At 58.1% G+C, this 16,793-nt stretch carries 12 protein-coding genes and 1 tRNA gene; 6 read left to right on the top strand and 7 right to left on the bottom strand.

Translation table 11 applies throughout. The annotated features are described in order from the left end of the window. Positions 1-2 precede the first annotated feature (2 nt). A complete protein-coding gene (locus BLU07_RS09180; protein ID WP_172830109.1) occupies positions 3-965 on the bottom strand; it encodes a 2Fe-2S iron-sulfur cluster-binding protein in 963 nt (320 codons plus the stop codon). Beyond that, positions 958-2,085 carry a GGDEF domain-containing protein gene (locus BLU07_RS09175; protein ID WP_157719163.1) on the bottom strand — a complete coding sequence of 376 codons (1,128 nt, stop codon included), beginning with the start codon at positions 2,083-2,085 and terminating at the stop codon, positions 958-960. Before BLU07_RS09175 ends, BLU07_RS09180 begins: the two co-directional genes overlap by 8 nt. Positions 2,086-2,397: 312 nt before the next feature. On the opposite strand from BLU07_RS09175, the gene BLU07_RS09170 reads away from it, so the two are divergent. From BLU07_RS09170 to BLU07_RS09160, 3 genes are all read left to right on the top strand, one after another. After that, positions 2,398-3,921, top strand: coding sequence for a fumarate hydratase (locus tag BLU07_RS09170; RefSeq protein ID WP_092386235.1), 1,524 nt, complete (start codon positions 2,398-2,400; stop codon positions 3,919-3,921). Between the two features lie 218 nt (positions 3,922-4,139). Beyond that, complete coding sequence (locus BLU07_RS09165; RefSeq protein ID WP_157719162.1) at positions 4,140-5,942, top strand: glycosyltransferase family 2 protein; 1,803 nt, start codon at positions 4,140-4,142, stop codon at positions 5,940-5,942. After that, positions 5,939-7,744, top strand: a complete 1,806-nt coding sequence (locus BLU07_RS09160) for an IPTL-CTERM sorting domain-containing protein (protein ID WP_092386231.1) — start codon at positions 5,939-5,941, stop codon at positions 7,742-7,744. Before BLU07_RS09165 ends, BLU07_RS09160 begins: the two co-directional genes overlap by 4 nt. Before the next feature lie 146 nt (positions 7,745-7,890). Here BLU07_RS09160 and BLU07_RS09155 read toward each other — a convergent pair whose 3' ends face one another. After that, entirely contained in the window at positions 7,891-8,238 is a 348-nt protein-coding gene (locus BLU07_RS09155; RefSeq protein ID WP_092386229.1) for a 4a-hydroxytetrahydrobiopterin dehydratase, read from the bottom strand. A 209-nt stretch (positions 8,239-8,447) separates the two neighbouring features. Here BLU07_RS09155 and acs point away from each other — a divergent pair, with 209 nt between their 5' ends. Next, entirely contained in the window at positions 8,448-10,409 is a 1,962-nt protein-coding gene (gene acs, locus BLU07_RS09150; RefSeq protein WP_092386227.1) for an acetate--CoA ligase, read from the top strand. Between the two features lie 159 nt (positions 10,410-10,568). On the opposite strand, the gene gabT is transcribed toward acs, so the two are convergent. The 3 genes from gabT to moaB form a co-directional block, all read right to left on the bottom strand. After that, the gene (gabT, locus tag BLU07_RS09145) at positions 10,569-11,843 is read right to left on the bottom strand and encodes a 4-aminobutyrate--2-oxoglutarate transaminase (protein WP_092386225.1); all 1,275 of its coding nucleotides are present in this window, start codon (positions 11,841-11,843) and stop codon (positions 10,569-10,571) included. Between the two features lie 152 nt (positions 11,844-11,995). Continuing rightward, positions 11,996-13,198 carry a molybdopterin molybdotransferase MoeA gene (locus tag BLU07_RS09140; RefSeq protein ID WP_092386223.1) on the bottom strand — a complete coding sequence of 401 codons (1,203 nt, stop codon included), beginning with the start codon at positions 13,196-13,198 and terminating at the stop codon, positions 11,996-11,998. Next, positions 13,195-13,731, bottom strand: coding sequence for a molybdenum cofactor biosynthesis protein B (moaB, locus tag BLU07_RS09135; RefSeq protein WP_092386221.1), 537 nt, complete (start codon positions 13,729-13,731; stop codon positions 13,195-13,197). The genes BLU07_RS09140 and moaB overlap by 4 nt, the downstream gene beginning before the upstream one ends. 71 nt (positions 13,732-13,802) lie before the next feature. Between moaB and mobA the strand changes: the two genes are divergently transcribed. Both mobA and BLU07_RS09125 read left to right on the top strand, forming a co-directional pair. Continuing rightward, positions 13,803-14,381 carry a molybdenum cofactor guanylyltransferase MobA gene (gene mobA, locus BLU07_RS09130; RefSeq protein WP_092386219.1) on the top strand — a complete coding sequence of 193 codons (579 nt, stop codon included), beginning with the start codon at positions 13,803-13,805 and terminating at the stop codon, positions 14,379-14,381. A gap of 80 nt (positions 14,382-14,461) precedes the next feature. Next, positions 14,462-14,538, top strand: a tRNA-Pro gene (locus BLU07_RS09125). 159 nt (positions 14,539-14,697) lie between these two features. Here BLU07_RS09125 and BLU07_RS09120 read toward each other — a convergent pair. Then, positions 14,698-16,752 carry a TonB-dependent receptor family protein gene (locus tag BLU07_RS09120; protein ID WP_197674990.1) on the bottom strand — a complete coding sequence of 685 codons (2,055 nt, stop codon included), beginning with the start codon at positions 16,750-16,752 and terminating at the stop codon, positions 14,698-14,700. Between the last annotated feature and the right edge of the window lie 41 nt (positions 16,753-16,793).

The following is a 16,793-nucleotide window of genomic DNA, read 5'->3' as shown; positions in this document are numbered from 1 at the left end:
GGTTATCCATGGTTCGGGTCAACGGCAGCTGTCTGGCTGCCGAGAAAAGCTTCGTCGAGTATCTGTCGGCGCGCCAGCCCGTTCATGAACAAGGGTTTGCGCTGACGCTCGACGAAAGCCGGACTGCCGCAGACTAGCGCCATCGTGTTGCGGGCGACAAGCCCTCTTCGTCGTAACAGCCGATCGCCTTCAGCATCCGTGGTGGTCAGATAGGTGACAGTGGGGTGCTGGTTTGCCCAGCTCTGCAAGCTCTGCTGCCAGTAGCCGGAGTCTTCGCTACGTTGCCAGACAATCAGTGTGATGCCGGCCGAGTGCCCCTGTTTCAGGGCATCCCGGGCGATTGCCTGGAGCATGCCGACCGCTGTGCCCCGGGCCAGGAGCAACAGTGGGCGATCATGCCAATCGGGGTCATAGTGGCAATTCCCTGCCACATTCGAGAGATAGATTGTCTGGCCATTATCCATGCGCTGAATACGTTGCGAAAAAGCCCCATGTGGATAAAGACGTACATGAAAATGCAGTTCGCCCTGATCGGGCAGACTGGCAATCGAGTAGCTGCGCCCCAGATGTTCATCCAGCCACAGGGTGGCGTGCTGGCCAGCGAAGTAGCGTAACAGCCCGCGGGGGCGCAGACGCAGTTCCAGCACATCATCCGCCAAACGGGTTTGACCGGTGATCAGTGCGGGTACGGCACTGTGGCGCGGGTCGAAGGGGTGCAAATCGAGGTCCTGGGTAACCTGGCACTGACAAGCCAGTAGCCAGCCAGCTGCGCGTTGTTCAGGGCTCAAGTTGCAGCAGGCCGGGTCATCATCTGCCAGCGCCTGGTGATTTTGCAGCAGGCAGGTCTGGCAGTGCCCGGAGCGGCATGAATAAGGAACCTGAGCGCCGGCAGCCAGCAAACCATCGAGCAGGTTGCTGCCAGGCGGCAGACTGATCTGTCGGTCTGCGAGCTTGATCTCAGGCATAGGCCGCGTCGCTGATCTGGCTGCAATTGCGTCCGGCTGCCTTGGCCGCGTAGAGAGCCTGGTCTGCCTGACGAATGCGTTCATCCAGCCTGTCACCTGGGCCGAGCAGACTCAAGCCGGCTGACAGAGTGCAGCGATAGTCTTCTGGTAAACCGGCAAATCGTGTCTGCGCAAAGCGCTGACGAATGCGTTCAACGCATTGATTGAGCAGGTCGACGTCGGCATGGTGAATCAGCAGGATGAATTCTTCGCCACCGAACCGGGCCAGCAGGTCATCTTCGCGCAGGCTTTCACGGGCTATCTGGGCAAAACTTTTCAGCACCTTGTCACCGACGTCATGCCCGTAGGTGTCGTTGACCTGCTTGAAGTGATCAAGGTCGATGACTGCCAGCCCGGCAGTTTTTCCCGGAGTCAGCAGGGTCAGTCGACGGTCGGCTTCCTGGTAAAACGTGCGGCGGTTCAGTAGTCCGGTCAGGCCGTCAGTGGTCGCCAGGCTTTCCAGTTGTCCCATCATGCCTTTCAGGGTTTCCTGATGCACCTGAAGGGTGTTGTGGCGCATTTGCAGGCGTTCACGCAAATCGCGGATGTAGCTGCAGAACATTGACACCCAGGCGAGAAAGCATGCGAGCAGGAACCATTGCAGCAGCATGCGGTTGACGGGTGCCGGCTCCGGCAGCAGCATAGGTTCCAGAATAATCAGACTGCCAAAGCAGGCGAGGGCAAAGCCGGAGCAGACAACAAAGGCCCGGCGGCTGAGCTGGAACACGCCAAACAGCAGGATGATGGCGTATACAGTGGTCATGCTGCCACGCAACTCACCCACGTAGACCAGCATATAGGTCAGCAACAGCGTGGCGACGACGATTTGTGCCACCGTCATGCTGGGGTCGCGGAATTTCAGATTAAGGTTGCTGATCAACAGCCAGAGAAAAACCGCCTGGGTGCCGAAACCGATCAATATGTGACTCAGGGCCTGCAATTCAGTGCCGTGATACTCACCGAACAACCAGGTGGTAATGATAACCACATAGGTAATAAGGTAATTAAGCTGGGCCATAAGAAAGCGCTGCAGGCGCAGGCGCTGAAATTTGGCTTGTGTAGCGGTATCCGTGTCTGTCACGTGATGCCCTCTTCCCGATGATGGCATTTTGACGTCAATTTAACTCGAATTGACTCTGTTGCCTAGCCTTTGGTCGAGCGCGCATAAATGCGGGTTTGAAGGTGGGCCAGCTTGGGTATAATGCGGGCCTGATTTTCCGGGCGTTATTCAGCCGCCCATTATCCGTGATTTGGTGGGTTGTGTCTGTGAACCAGTGCACACTTTGCCACATTAAAGTACTGAAAAATCGGTTACGCGCGGCGTCACCGATATTGCCCTGGCCGCAGCGGTTGTATTGGTTGCTTGCCACTAACCAGAGGAGTCTGTTTCAGCATGGCTGTTATCAAACAAGATGATGTGATCCAGAGTGTAGCCGAGGCGCTGCAGTACATTTCCTACTATCATCCGGTGGATTTCATTCAGGCTGTGCATGAAGCCTACGAACGTGAAGAATCACAGGCGGCACGCGATGCCATGGCACAGATTCTGATCAACTCACGCATGTGTGCCACCGGGCACCGGCCGATCTGCCAGGATACCGGTATTGTGACCGTGTTCGCCCGTGTCGGCATGAACGTGCAGTGGGATGGCGCGACCATGAGCCTGGACGACATGATCAATGAAGGCGTCCGTCAGGCCTACAACCATCCGGATAATGTGTTGCGTGCCTCCATTCTGGCTGATCCGGCGGGCAAGCGGACCAACACCAAGGACAACACCCCGGCGGTGATTCACTACCAGGTAGTGCCGGGCGACGGCATCGAGTTTGATGTGGCGGCCAAGGGTGGCGGCTCCGAGAACAAATCGAAAATGGTCATGCTCAATCCGTCCGACTCGATTGTTGACTGGGTGCTCAAAACCGTGCCGACCATGGGTGCTGGCTGGTGTCCGCCGGGTATGCTGGGCATCGGTATCGGTGGTACCGCCGAGAAAGCCGCCGTGCTGGCCAAGGAATCCTTGATGGATTCCATCGATATCCATGAGTTGCGTGCACGCGGTCCGCAGAACCGGGTCGAGGAGCTGCGCCTGGAAATCATGGACAAGGTCAATGCCCTGGGTATCGGTGCGCAAGGTCTGGGTGGCCTGACCACGGTGCTGGATATCAAGATCAAGGATTATCCGACGCATGCGGCCAGTCTGCCGGTGTGCATGATCCCGAATTGCGCGGCAACCCGCCATGCGCATTTTGTGCTCGACGGCAGTGGTCCTGCGGAACTGCAGGCACCGCCGATGGATGCCTACCCGGATATCACCTGGGAAGTCGGCACCGGTGTTCGCCGCGCCAATATGGATACCCTGACCCCGGAAGAAGTACAGACCTGGAAGAGTGGTGAAACTGTGCTGCTGTCCGGCAAGATGCTGACTGGCCGCGATGCTGCGCACAAGCGTATGGTCGACATGCTAAACAAGGGTGAAGAGCTTCCGGTAGATCTGAAGGGCCGCTTTATCTACTACGTAGGCCCGGTAGATCCGGTACGTGAAGAGGTGGTCGGACCGGCCGGCCCGACCACTGCCACGCGCATGGACAAGTTTACCCGTCCGATTCTGGAGCAGACCGGTCTGCTTGGAATGATCGGCAAGGCCGAACGTGGTCCGATCGCCATTGAGGCGATCAAGGATCACAAGGCTGTCTATTTGATGGCAGTGGGCGGTGCTGCTTACCTGGTCGCCCAGGCAATCAAGAAAGCCGATGTAGTGGCTTTCCCGGAGCTGGGTATGGAAGCTATCTACGAGTTTGAGGTGGAAGATATGCCGGTGACTGTCGCGGTTGACAGCACGGGTGAATCCGCGCACATCACGGGTCCGGCGATCTGGCAGAAGAAAATTGCCGAGAGCCTGGCGGTGGAGGTGAAGTAAGGGGCGCGTGAAGCGCTATCCTTAGCGGCAAACGGCAAGTAAAACCTGAAACTGGAGGGTTCCGACTTGCTGCTTATAGCCGGCGCCCGCATAGGTCATCAGTCTGGACGGCTCGCGGTTTATGTGGTTTAGTCTTTAAATGCCTGAACCAGAGGTAATCCTGGGGCTGCGAATTGCCTGGAATGAATACCAGACTGTGGTCACTGTACAGGGAGTTGATGACATTGAATGTGAGTGATGCCAGCCCTTCCGGCTCTCAATCGAGTGGCTCGGATACTCATTCTTGTGGGGCTGCCGCACCTCCATCCTATCGTTTGGTCCCGGTCGTTGGCGCCAGTCGTCGTGTGTTGTTCATTATTCTGCAGGTCGGGTTGCTCGCAGGGATGCTGTGGCTTGCAGTGACCTTGATGGGCATGCTCTTGCCGCGCTTTTTCAGCCCGAGCGTGGTGTTTGCGATCATCGTGATGACCTGCACTTTGGCGGTGCTGTGGCAGGCGCTCTACGTCTATCGCGTGCTCGCGATGCGGCGTGCGATAGCGACCCGGACAGAGCTGCCCACGGGCCTGCGCATCGCGATGGCGACCACTATCGTGCCAAGCCGGGAGTTCGGCTTGCTCGAACAGAAACTGGCCGGCATGGCCGCGGTGTCGGCTGGCGACAATGCCCTTGACCACTGGGTGCTGGACGAAGAGGACGACCCGCGAGTGCGCAAGCTGGTCGCGGAGTTCAATCGCCGTTACCACGATCGCGACGTTCGCTTCTTCCATTTCACGCGCAACGGGGTCGAACGCTACAACGACGTGCCGTCCGGGCGCAGCTTCCGCACTTTCCAGGCCCGGCAGAAGGGCGGGAACATCAACGCCTGGCTGGATGCAACGCGGGCGGAAAGCTATGACCTGATCACTTTCATGGATCTGGATCACATCCCCGAGCCGGATTTCTACCGTTCCGTTCTTCCGTTTTTCGGTGACCCGGATGTGGCCTATGTGCAGGGGCCTGAGGTATTCCGCAACCGCGATGACAATTTCATCACCCGCGCGGCCAGTCTGGAGCGTGATACCTTCTTCGGCTTGGTCCATCGCAGCTACTTCGGTCTGGGTATGACCGTCATCGTTGGCGCTCATACTACTTTCCGTCGCAGCGCTTTTGATGCGCTGGGCGGTTTCTATCCGGTGCATCTGACCGAGGATTACCTGATGATGATGCGACTGCGAGCCCTCGGCTTGCGTGGTATCTACGTCGACGAGGTGATCGCGGTTGGTGAGTTGCCCGCGACCTGGGACGCCTTTCTTGGTCAGCAGCGTCGATGGGCTTCCGGCGGGCTTGATCTGTTGTTCCGTTATTTCCCAAAGGTGTGGCGGCACTACTCGTGGAAGGACCGATTGTTCGGTTTCATGCTGCTCAACTACTATGTGTGGGGCGGCTTCTTCGTACTCGGCAAAGCCGTGTTGCTGGGCCTGCTGATTACAGGAGTGGCGTTGGAGGTCGGGCCATTGATGCTGGTCGGGATGCTCTGTTTGCTACTGATTGGAGTGATCGGCAACCACCTGTGGGAGCGCACCTTCTTCATTCAGCCTGAGCACAAGACCTATATTGTCCAGAATGCAGTGATGAGCAACTTCCTTGGCCCGCTGTACTGCATGTCACTGTTCAAGGCGCTGGTCGCGCCGAATACCCCCTTCGAGGTCACAGCCAAGGGGCGTGCGGATCAGGGTGTGCGCAGGCGTCTTTCGTACCGGAGCATCTGTGGTGTGCTGCTGGGTTTCGAACTCTTGGTGCTTGTCAGCGCATGGCCACTCTTGACTGGTGCTGGCACAGGCTGGGTCGATGTGGTCCAGTTGGTCTTGTTGGTGTCTGCGGCCACTACTGCATATGTGCTTGTCGCCTACCGGCGCCACGAGAAAGCAGTATCCCCTCCCGTTCCTATCCGAGGCACATCTGATCAAGGGTGTGCCGGTTGTACCTGCGACATGCCCCATAACCCATATCCCCCCCTTGAACCAGAGAGAGGTTTTACATGAAAACCGGTCTTGCACTCGCCACGCTCGGCGTGGCCCTGTTCGCGTTACCGGCGCATGCGGCGGTGATCACCGTTGCACCCGGAGAAGTTGAAGTGGCCGCCAACGGTCAATGCTCCCTGATCGAGGCAATCAGGAATGCGGAAAGTGGCTCGGATCAATCCGTTGGCGACTGCGTGGCCGGAACAATCGGTGCCGACGTCATCGAACTCGCCACAGACAGCACCTACGTTCTTACGTCGGCCGTGGATGACTTCAGAGGCTTGCCGCGCATCCGTTCGCAACTGACGATCAACGGCAATGGCGCAATCATCGAACGTGATGCCGCGTTGTTCAACGTTGGTGGGCAGCCTTGTTCAGGAAGTGGTGCGAGATTCAGTCCGCTGTGGGTAGCGGGAGACGGCAATCTCGTGTTGCGTGACCTTGGCGTGCGTAACGGCTGTGACCAGTTCAAGGGGGGAGGGGCCATCCTTAACCACGGTACGTTGCTGCTCGAGCGCGTCCTGATCGAAAATAGTCAGTCCACCTTGTCGGGCGGCGGCATCCATAATAACGGCAGTCTGACGATACGCGAGAGCACCCTCCGCGACTTGCACTCGAATGCGGCTGGTGGTGGCCTGGTCAATCGCGGCACCCTGGTCCTGGAGCGCTCACTGATCGAAGGTAACTACAGCGTCGGGGCTGGCGGTGGCATGGAAACAGGCGTGGGATCTGCGACAGCATTCAATGTCACGCTCAGTGGCAATCAGTCACGCGGTGCAGGCGGTGGTGGTGCTGTCATGGGAGGCAGCTTCGCCAGCACCAATGTCACGATCGCCGACAACGCGTCGAATGTGGCGGAACCAACAGCCTTGGCGGGGCCGGGTGGAGGCCTCTGGAGAAGCTTTGGCACAGTGACGCTGAACAACACCTTGTTCGCGATGCAGGCCAACGGTTTCGAGAACTGCGGCGGCAGCATGACCCACAACAACACCGTCGCCGATGATGATACTTGCGGCGGATCAGCCGCAACGCCACTGCTCGCAGCGCTCGCCAACAACGGCGGGCCGACGCGTACGCATGCGCTGCTCCCTGGCAGTGCTGCGATCGACACGGGCAATGATGCCTTGGCTGTGTCCTTGACGACCGATCAGCGTGGTATCGGCTTTTCGCGCGTTATCGGCACGCAGGTTGATGTCGGCGCCTACGAGTACGCCAATGATGGCGACGGCGTGGATGCAAGTGAAGAGAACAACGTCCCTGACCCGGACGGCACAGGCTTTGGCGATGGCAACGCTGACAGCGTTCAGGACAGTCAACAGGCCCATGTGACGTCGTTCAACACCTCCGTTGGCGCTGCGATGGCAACACTCGAAACCAGCGACGCGAGCAAGCCACTGGTGAATGTCTCCGCCGAGCCGGCACCGGTCAATGGACCAGCAGGAGTGCAGTTTCCTTACGGCATGTTCAGTTTCACCATCAGCAACGTAACGCCCGGAGCCACGGAGGAAGTGGTGCTGTTCGTACCCTTCAATGCCGAGATCAACGGGTACTGGAAGCAGAACACGTCAGGGAATTGGGCTAATATTGCTACGAGCATTAGCCAGGTTGGCAACAAGACGCGCATCGTATTCCCGCTGACCGAGGGTGGACCCTTCGACTTCGACGCTGACAGCACGACCATCACTGATCCGGGTGGTCCAGGGATTCAGCTCCTGAGCGATAATATCGCGTCGATTCCGTCGCTGTCGCAGTGGATGGTGATCTTGCTGTCGATTTCGCTCGCATTAACAGCTGTTGTCGGGCGACGTCGTCGCTGCGAGTGATGAGGAAAGTGGCGGGCGGATATACACCGCTCGCCATGATCGTTTCGGATGTCCGAACTTGGATGTTTTGGGCGCCGATGTCGGGGGTTATCCAGGCAGTTTTCAGGTAATCGAGGCTGAGTATGCCGTTACAGCAGCGCTTCCTGTCAGTCCGCGTTTAAAAGCTGGTCACTCCGCGCGGCCATGATCAGGTCGTTGTGGTGTACGCCACCGAGTCCATGACTCCACCAGCTCAGGGTTACCTTGCCATACTCGGTCAGGATGGCCGGGTGGTGATCGACGTCTTCGGCGAGCTGCCCGATCCGGTTGGTAAAGGCCAGCGCGGCGGCGAAGTCGGCAAAGGCGTAGACTTTTTCCAGATGGGCAACGCCATCAATCAGGCGCAGGCTCCAGCCAGGCATTTCCTTCAACAGTATTGCCAGATCACTTTCTGCTGGCATACCACTTTTGTCAGCCTGACTGGCAAGCGTCTGTTCGGCCAAGGGCTGCTGCATGGTTTTTCTCCCGGTTGCTTTTAATGATGTCAGCCTAGCAGTTGTGCCTTGCTATGTGTTGCCGGTGAGCATTTTGAAACATTGCCACACGTTTGCAGTGACGCCTTAGCCTAAGGTCTAAACGGCTTTCTACCTTGGTCGTATGGTTCCCATCGGTCTCTCCGGCAAGACTGTGGGCCATAACAAAAGACAGCCCGAGGTGTGACCCCATGAGCAACGCGACCCTGTATCCGGTTCCCGAAGAGTTTGCCCGCAATGCCCTGATTGATCAGGATACCTACCAGCGCCTGTATCAGGCATCGATAGACGATCCCGAGCAGTTCTGGGCCGAGCAGGCCAAGCGGATTGACTGGATGCGGCCGTTCAAAAAGGTCAAGCAGACCAGTTTTGATGACCATAACGTATCGATCAAATGGTACCTCGGTGGTCATTTGAACGTTTCCGCCAATTGCCTGGACCGACACCTGGAACAGCGCAGCGAGCAAACCGCGATTATCTGGGAAGCTGACGAGCCCGGGCAGGCCAGGCACATTACCTACCGCGAGTTGCACCGCGATGTCTGCCGTTTTGCCAATGCACTCAAGCATCAGGGTGTCGCCCAGGGTGATGTGGTAACCCTGTACATGCCGATGATACCGGAAGCGGCTATCGCCATGCTGGCGTGCTCGCGTATCGGAGCGATTCACTCAGTGGTTTTTGCGGGCTTCTCGCCGGAGGCGTTGGCCGGACGCATTCTTGATGGCCGTTCCAATGTGGTTATCACCGCTGACGAGGGGCTGCGTGGCGGGCGTTCAACGCCACTCAAGGCAAACGTTGACGAGGCTCTGACGCATGCCGACATCAAGACTGTGGACAAGGTCATTGTGGTTCGCCATACCGGTGCCGAGATTCCGTGGCACGATCATCGCGACCGTGATTATGCCGAGTTGATGGCCGAGGCTGATGATTTCTGTCCGCCTGAGCCGATGGACAGTGAAGACCCACTCTTCATCCTCTATACCTCCGGCTCGACCGGCAAGCCCAAGGGAATCCTGCACACCACCGGCGGTTACCTGACGTATGCTGCGCTGACCCACCAGTATGTATTTGATTACAAGGATAGCGAAGTCTTCTGGTGTACCGCTGATATCGGTTGGATTACTGGCCATACCTATACCATCTACGGCCCGCTGGCCAATGGCGGTACCACGGTAATGTTCGAGGGGGTGCCGAATTATCCGGATGTCACCCGCATGGCCAGGGTAATTGATACCCATAAGATCAATATTCTCTACACGGCGCCAACGGCTATTCGCGCCATGATGGCCATGGGTGATGCGGCAATGGCGGGAGCGGATGGCAGCAGCCTGCGTCTGCTGGGGTCAGTGGGCGAACCGATCAATCCGGAAGCCTGGAATTGGTATTACCACACCGTCGGCAAGGGACGTTGCCCGATTGTCGATACCTGGTGGCAAACCGAAACCGGCGCCACCCTGATGACACCATTGCCCGGTGCCACGCCGCTCAAGCCAGGTTCAGCCGCTTGCCCGTTCTTCGGCGTACAGCCCGCGCTGGTCGATAATGAGGGCAATATTCTGCAAGGTGCAGCGGAGGGCAACCTGGTGCTGCTGGATTCCTGGCCGGGACAGGCGCGCTCGATTTTCAGGGATCACGAGCGTTTTGTGGATACCTACTTCCGCACCTTCAAGGGCACTTATTTCACCGGTGATGGGGCGCGGCGGGATGAGGACGGTTACTACTGGATTACAGGACGCGTGGATGACGTGCTCAATGTTTCCGGCCACCGTATGGGTACCGCCGAAGTGGAGAGTGCGCTGGTGTCACACAAGGATGTCGCAGAGGCCGCTGTTGTTGGCATGCCGCATGACTTGAAAGGTCAGGGTATCTACGTCTACGTGACCCTGAATGATGGTATAGAGGCCAGTGAATCCCTGCGTCAGGCACTGCGCCAGTGGGTGCGTCACGAAATCGGCCCGATTGCCACGCCTGATGTTATCCAGTGGGCTCCGGGACTGCCTAAAACCCGCTCAGGCAAGATAATGCGTCGCATCCTGCGCAAGATTGCCGTCGCCGAATACGATGGATTGGGTGACATTTCCACCCTGGCCGATCCTGGTGTGGTTGAGCACCTGATCAATGAACACAAGAGCATGACTGCCATCAGTGCTTGAGTAACGCTCCCCTACAACAGCCACGCTCTGTTGTATTCGGGCCGCCGGCGTTTCATCCGGTGGCCCTTTTTTGGTTCAGAGTGAGCCGGCATGCGGCCCAGAGCATTCAGTGGCCGCCGATAGCTGTCGGCGGCCACCCAATGCCGTGGGGGCAGTAGCTCAGCTCAGTCCTTGCAGCGCTGCTTCGACAATCGCCAGGCCTTCTTCCAGGATGTCCTCTTCAATAGTGACCGGCATCAGGAAGCGGATTGTGTTGCCATGCATGCCACAGCTGAGCAGAATCAGACCGTTTTCCTTGGCTTTGGCAGTGACTGCTGCAGCCAGATCGGCACGGGGTTTGCGGCTTTGCTTGTCTTCGACCAGTTCAAAGGCTGCCATGGCACCGAGGTTGCGACTGTTGTCGACGAAGGGAAAGCGTTCCTGCCAGTCAGCAAAGCGTTTGGCCAGTTTGTCACCCAGGCGTAGGGACTTGCCAAGGATGTCCTCGGTTGCAAACACGTCCATGACCGCCAGAACTGCCGCACAGGACACCGGGCTACCGGTATAGGTGCCGCCCAGGGAGTTTGGTCCGGAGCTATCCATCAGCTTGTCGGTACCAACAATGGCGGAGATCGGCATCCCGTCAGCCATGCTCTTGGCCATGGTCATCATATCCGGCTCAACGCCACTGTGCTCGATGGCAAACATCTTGCCGGTACGGCCAAAGCCGCTTTGGACTTCATCAACCACCATCAGGATCCCGTGTTCGTCGCAAATATCGCGCACGGCCTTGAGAAAGCTCGGGGAAGCGGCATAGAAGCCGCCTTCACCCAATACCGGTTCGATGAAGATGGCAGCCGTGCTTTCCGGTGCGGAATCGGTGCGCAGCGTCATGCGCAGCCCACGCAGCGCTTCTTCTTCGTCGACGCCGTGGTAAGGAACCGGGTAGGGCGCACGGAATACGGTGCCGGGCATGGGGCCGAAATCACCCTGGTAGGGTTTGACCTTGCCGTTCATCGCCATGGTCATGAAAGTGCGCCCGTGGTAACCACCATCAAAGCAGATGACGTTGGTCCGCCCGGTTGCAGCACGGGCGATCTTGACTGCATTTTCCAGGGCTTCAGCGCCGGAATTGGCCAGCATGACCTTGGCGTGGCCACGCACCGGCGTGACCTTGCTCAAGGCTTCAGCGACCCGGACGTAGCCCTCGTAGGGCATGACGGTCTGGCAGGTATGCATCAGCTTGTCGAGCTGCGCCTTGACGGCAGCAACCACTTTGGGATGGCGGTGACCGATATTCAGCACGCCAATGCCACCGGCAAAATCGATAAAACGATTGCCGTCGGCATCATGGATGATGGCGTTCTCGGCCTGCGCGGCAAAGTTTTTATTGGGGCTGGCAGCCCCGGCGGCAACGTAGCGTTCTTTCAGGGCCTGAAGTTCGGCGTTGTTCACTGGTAACCTCCGTTGTGGTTCAAAACGTGATAGCAAAAATTCGATCTATCTTGATAGTAGTGGCAAATTTTACTATTTACCCTACACGGGTTGGGCGGCAGACCCCAGCAAAGATTGTGATCAAATACGATGCCGGGGCCTTCAGTGCGTGCTTAACCCAGTAGTCCGGTGAAGGGCAGGTAGTCGAGCAGATCGCCCGGTTTGATCTGATCGCCCGCCGGCAGGATCACCAGCCCGCTGGCCTGGCTGGCGCTGCTGAGAATGCCTGAGCTCTGGTTGCCGCTGAGCTGCAAGCGGCCCTGATGCAGATACGCACGGGCATATTCGTCGCGCTTGCCCGGTTTGTTCCAGGCAAAACCTGCGGGCATGGGTAACGCCGTTGGCAGGTAGTCACTGGCGCCCAGGCGGCACAATAGCCAGGGTTTGACCAACAGCAAAAAAGTTACCAGAACGGCCGCCGGGTTGCCGGGAAGGCCAAGCACCGGCGTGTTGGCAATCTGTCCAAGGGTGAAGGGCTTGCCGGGTTTGATAGCCAGCTTCCACAGGGTCAACTGTCCATTTTCACGCAGAATCTGACCCAGGTAGTCGGCTTCGCCAACCGATACGCCGCCAGTACTGATGATCACGTCGCAGGTTTTGCCCAGCTGTGTCAGTTGTGTGCGTATCAGCTCCGGGTTGTCAGCGAGAATGCCTCCGTCGATGACTTCCTGACCCAGATGCGCGAGCAAACCGAACAGCGTGAAACGATTGCTGTTGTATATTTTTCCGGGAGCCAGTGGAGCACCGGGCTCAAGCAATTCATCACCGGTAGACACCACGGCAATACGCAGGGGTTGGGCCACGCTCACGGTAGTGATGCCACAGCTGGCGATGACACCGAGGTCTTGGGGCAGCAGGCGCCGGCCAGCAGCAAACAGGGTCTGACCCTGCTGCAAATCCTGACCTTGTGGCCGTATGTTTTGTCCGGCACTGACGGCATGCGGAAAGCGGGCATTGCCGAGAGCGTCGATGTCGACGTTCTCCTGCATTTCTACCGCGTCGGCACCTGCGGGTATCGGTGCGCCGGTAAAAATGCGCGCGCAGGTACCAGGGCGTAGCGGCGCGGGTGACAAGCCGGCGGTGATTCGTTGGGCAATGGGTAGCGTTGCCGTTTCCGCCAGGTCGGCACTGCACAGGGCATAGCCATCCATGGCGCTGTTGTCCCAGGGAGGCACATCAATCCGGGTGCGCACGGGAGCTGACAGTATCCGCCCCAATGCTTGCTGCACCGGTACCTGCAGGCTGGGTCTGGCCGCTTGCAGACTGGCATGATTCAGCACCTGATGAAGGGCTTCTGATACTGGAGTCAAAATCATCCCCGCGTCTCACAGGCAGCGACTGCAGACAGGTGCTGAACAAAATTGCACGGCCTGGTACGACTATCCAGCTGCTCGGCCAGAATACCTTCCCAGGCGGTACGGCAGGCACCGGTTGAGCCCGGCATGCAAACAATCAGGGTACGATTGGCCAGTCCGGCGAGGGCCCTCGACTGAAGGGTTGAGGTGCCGATTTCCTGCCAGGACAGGTGACGAAACAGCTCTCCAAAACCATCTACCGTTTTATCCAGCAGCGGAGTAATGGCCTCCGGAGTGCTGTCGCGACCCGTGAAGCCAGTGCCACCGGTAATCAGAACGACCTGCACGGCCGGGTCGGCTATCCAGGCTGATACACAGGCACGAATCTGATAGATGTCATCGGGCAGCAGCTGCCGTCCGCATAATTGGTGGCCGGCGCCGGTTGCATTATCAACCAGTAACTGGCCGGAGGTGTCGTTATCCAGGTTGCGGGTATCACTGACAGTCAGTACCGCTAGCTGGAGCGGAGTGAATTCACTGGCAGAATGAGCCATGCCGAGGCATCCTTGTGGGTTGCAAACGATGCCTATTTATACCACAGCAAGCGCCTTAACGGAGGGTCCTGATGGCTATGCATCACAGCTTTCAACCTGATGGGCTGATTCTCGCCGGAGGGCGCGGCCAGCGTCTGGGAGGACGGGACAAGGGGTTGATGATCTGGCGGGGGCAGCCGGTAGCTGCCCACTTGAGCAGCTTGCTGCGACCGCTGGTTGGCGAGCTGCTGATCAGTTGCAACCGCAACCAGGCAATGTATCAAGCCTGGGCAGATCGGTTGCTGGCCGATGCCGACACTGATTTTCCGGGCCCCCTGGCCGGGATGCTTGCGGGTCTGGACGCTTGCCGGGGGAGCCACCTGTTGGTGCTGCCATGTGATTTGCCGTATCTGGACACGGCGCTGCTGCAAGACCTGCTGGATCTGGCCGCGCAACGTTCACAGCATCCGGTGCTGGTGCGTAGCGGCCAACAATGGCAACCCCTGCTGGCGGTTTTGCCGCGTGAGAGTTTGTCGGCTTTACAAGCGGCCTGGGTGACGGGTGAGCGCAGTCCACGGCGCTGGTTGTCCCGTCAGCAACCTGTATTTCTGGACCTGCCCGGTGATGATCCACGCCTGTTCAATGCCAATCTGCCGGAGCACTGGAAATAGGCTAACTGCCCGCAGTGACACAAATTTTTCCACTGTGCTCTTGTGTAAATCAGTCGATTCGGTAAAATGCCCGACCACTACGGAGCGTAGCGCAGCCTGGTAGCGCGTCTCGTTCGGGACGAGAAGGTCGCTGGTTCGATTCCAGTCGCTCCGACCAATTTCACCGGTTTTCCGGTTGGTGCAAACTACCCTGAAAACGCAAAAAAGCCCGCCTTGAGCGGGCTTTTCTGTTTCCGGCTTTGCTGTCCTCAATTTTGCCCGATCCAGCCATGCAAAAAGCCCGCACAGGGCGGGCTTTTTTACTGCGGTTTCACGCTCAGAAGCGGTAGTTGAAGCCCACTTCCATCGAACGTTCGGGACCGACATAAATACCCTGGCGCAGGCCAGTGATATAACGTTTGTCAGTCAGGTTCTTGACCGCACCCTGCAGGCGCAATTGCTCGCTCAGCTGGTACTGCGCAGTCAGGTCGAACACGGTGTAAGACGACATTTCACCACCCCAGATACCACCAGCCGCGTTGCCTGGAATATCCTTGCGGTTGCTGGGATCACCGTATTGCTCGCTCTGGTAATGGGCGGTCAAGGCGGTTGCCAGTTTACCCCGGGTATAGTTCAGCGCTGCATTGGCCAGGTACTTTGGCGCGTACGGCAGGCGGTTGCCACTGAATTCTCCTGAACTGAACTCGGATTTTGGTACCCAGGTCAGGTTGGTATCAACGCTGAAACCACCACCGATGTCATAGCCCAGGGCCGCTTCCAGGCCGTAATGTTTTGTTTTGCCGGCGTTGGACTGTGACAGGTTGGGATCACTGTTGCCGGTTACCACCTGGTTGCGGAAGTCCATATAGAAGGCGGTCAATTCATAGTTCAGGTCGCTGGTGGCACCCCGAATACCCAGTTCGTAATTCTCTGAACGCTCACCATCAAGATTCTGATCGGTAAGGCCGTCCAGCGCTACGCCGTTGGATGCCGGTGAGAAAGCCCGGTATACACCACCGTAGAGCTGGGCAGTGGGTGTAAGCTGCCAGGTAGCACCGATACCCGGCAGAAATTCGGTGTTGCGTGTGGTTTCCGAGGCACTGTTCTGGGTCAGAATTTTGCGTTTCTGTTCATAGGATTCCACGCGCAGGCCCGGAGTCACAGTCAGGCGGTCGCTGACGATGATGCGGTTGTGGACGTAAGCCGCAATGCTGTCGGCGCTGTCGACCCGGTGCCGATCATTGATGCCGGTACGGTCCTGGTCCCGGGTGGCACGAATGCGCTTGTCATCCGACTCTTCCTGCATGAAGCGCAGGCCGAATTCGGCCTGGTTGATCCAGCCGAACAGGTCGTGATCAAGGGTCAGGCGGGTCTCGACACCAAAGCGCTCAAAACTCCGGTTGTTGCCGGTCAGGTCATCGGTATAGACCCAGCGACCGGCGGCGTTGGATGCTGCGGTATCGACACTGTAGCGCCAATAGTCACGAGTCACTTCACTCCAGTAGGCCAGGGTTCGCAGGGTTGCACGATCGTTCAGGTGCCATTCGTGGTTGACGTCAAAGGCCTTGCGATCGGTGAGATAGTAATCGTCAGGCGCCGGGTTGTAGGTTTTGCCACTGCGATAATCGTCCAGCAGCAGACCGCGATAGGAGATGTTGGCGTCATTTTCGTACCAGGAAAACTTGAAACCCAGGCTCTGATCAGCGTTCAGGGCAACACCGGCCTTGAACATCAGGTCGGTCATCTCGTAGTCCTTGTCCATGAAGCCATCGCTGCGCGCGTGGGTAGCAACCAGGCCACCGAAAGCTTCACCGGATGCAGTACGCCCACCGGCTTCCAGCGTGGTTTCGCGGGTATTGAAAGAGCCTACCCGGCCCGATACGGCAACCCCGTCATCGGGTGTCTTGGTTATGTAGTTGACGACACCGCCAATGGTTGAAGGGCCATAGCGCAGCGACGAAGAGCCCTTGAGCACCTCAATGCCTTGCATGCGCTGAATGCGGGGATTGTAGTAACGGTCATTGCCGATGAACAGGCCGGGAGCGACCGGTACGCCATCTTCCAGTACCAGCGACTTGGCTTCACTGGCTGACAGGCCGCGAATGCCGATATTGCTGACAACCGCTGACTCTTCTTCGGTCTTGGTGTGGATGCCGGGAATTCGGCGCAGCACATCCTCGGTGGAAGTCGGCTGAATACGTTCGATCTGCTCGCGATCGATGATGACGAAGGCGCCGGTCTGACGCAGGATGCTCTCTTCATCGCTGCCGATAACTTCCATGGCGGGCATGCGCAGTGGTTCACTGGTCTGGGCGATGAGGGCTGATGGGAGAAGTGCTGCGGCGATAGCGACGGCCACCTTATGGCGACTGAAATGCATCGTGTGTTTCATTCGGTTTTCCTGAGGGTAGTTGTAACTGCTTGACCCGGTTT

Origin of the sequence: Halopseudomonas salegens (assembly GCF_900105655.1) — a bacterium.
Classification (GTDB): Bacteria; Pseudomonadota; Gammaproteobacteria; order Pseudomonadales; family Pseudomonadaceae; genus Halopseudomonas; species Halopseudomonas salegens.
This window is presented reverse-complemented; position numbering and strand designations above follow the sequence as displayed.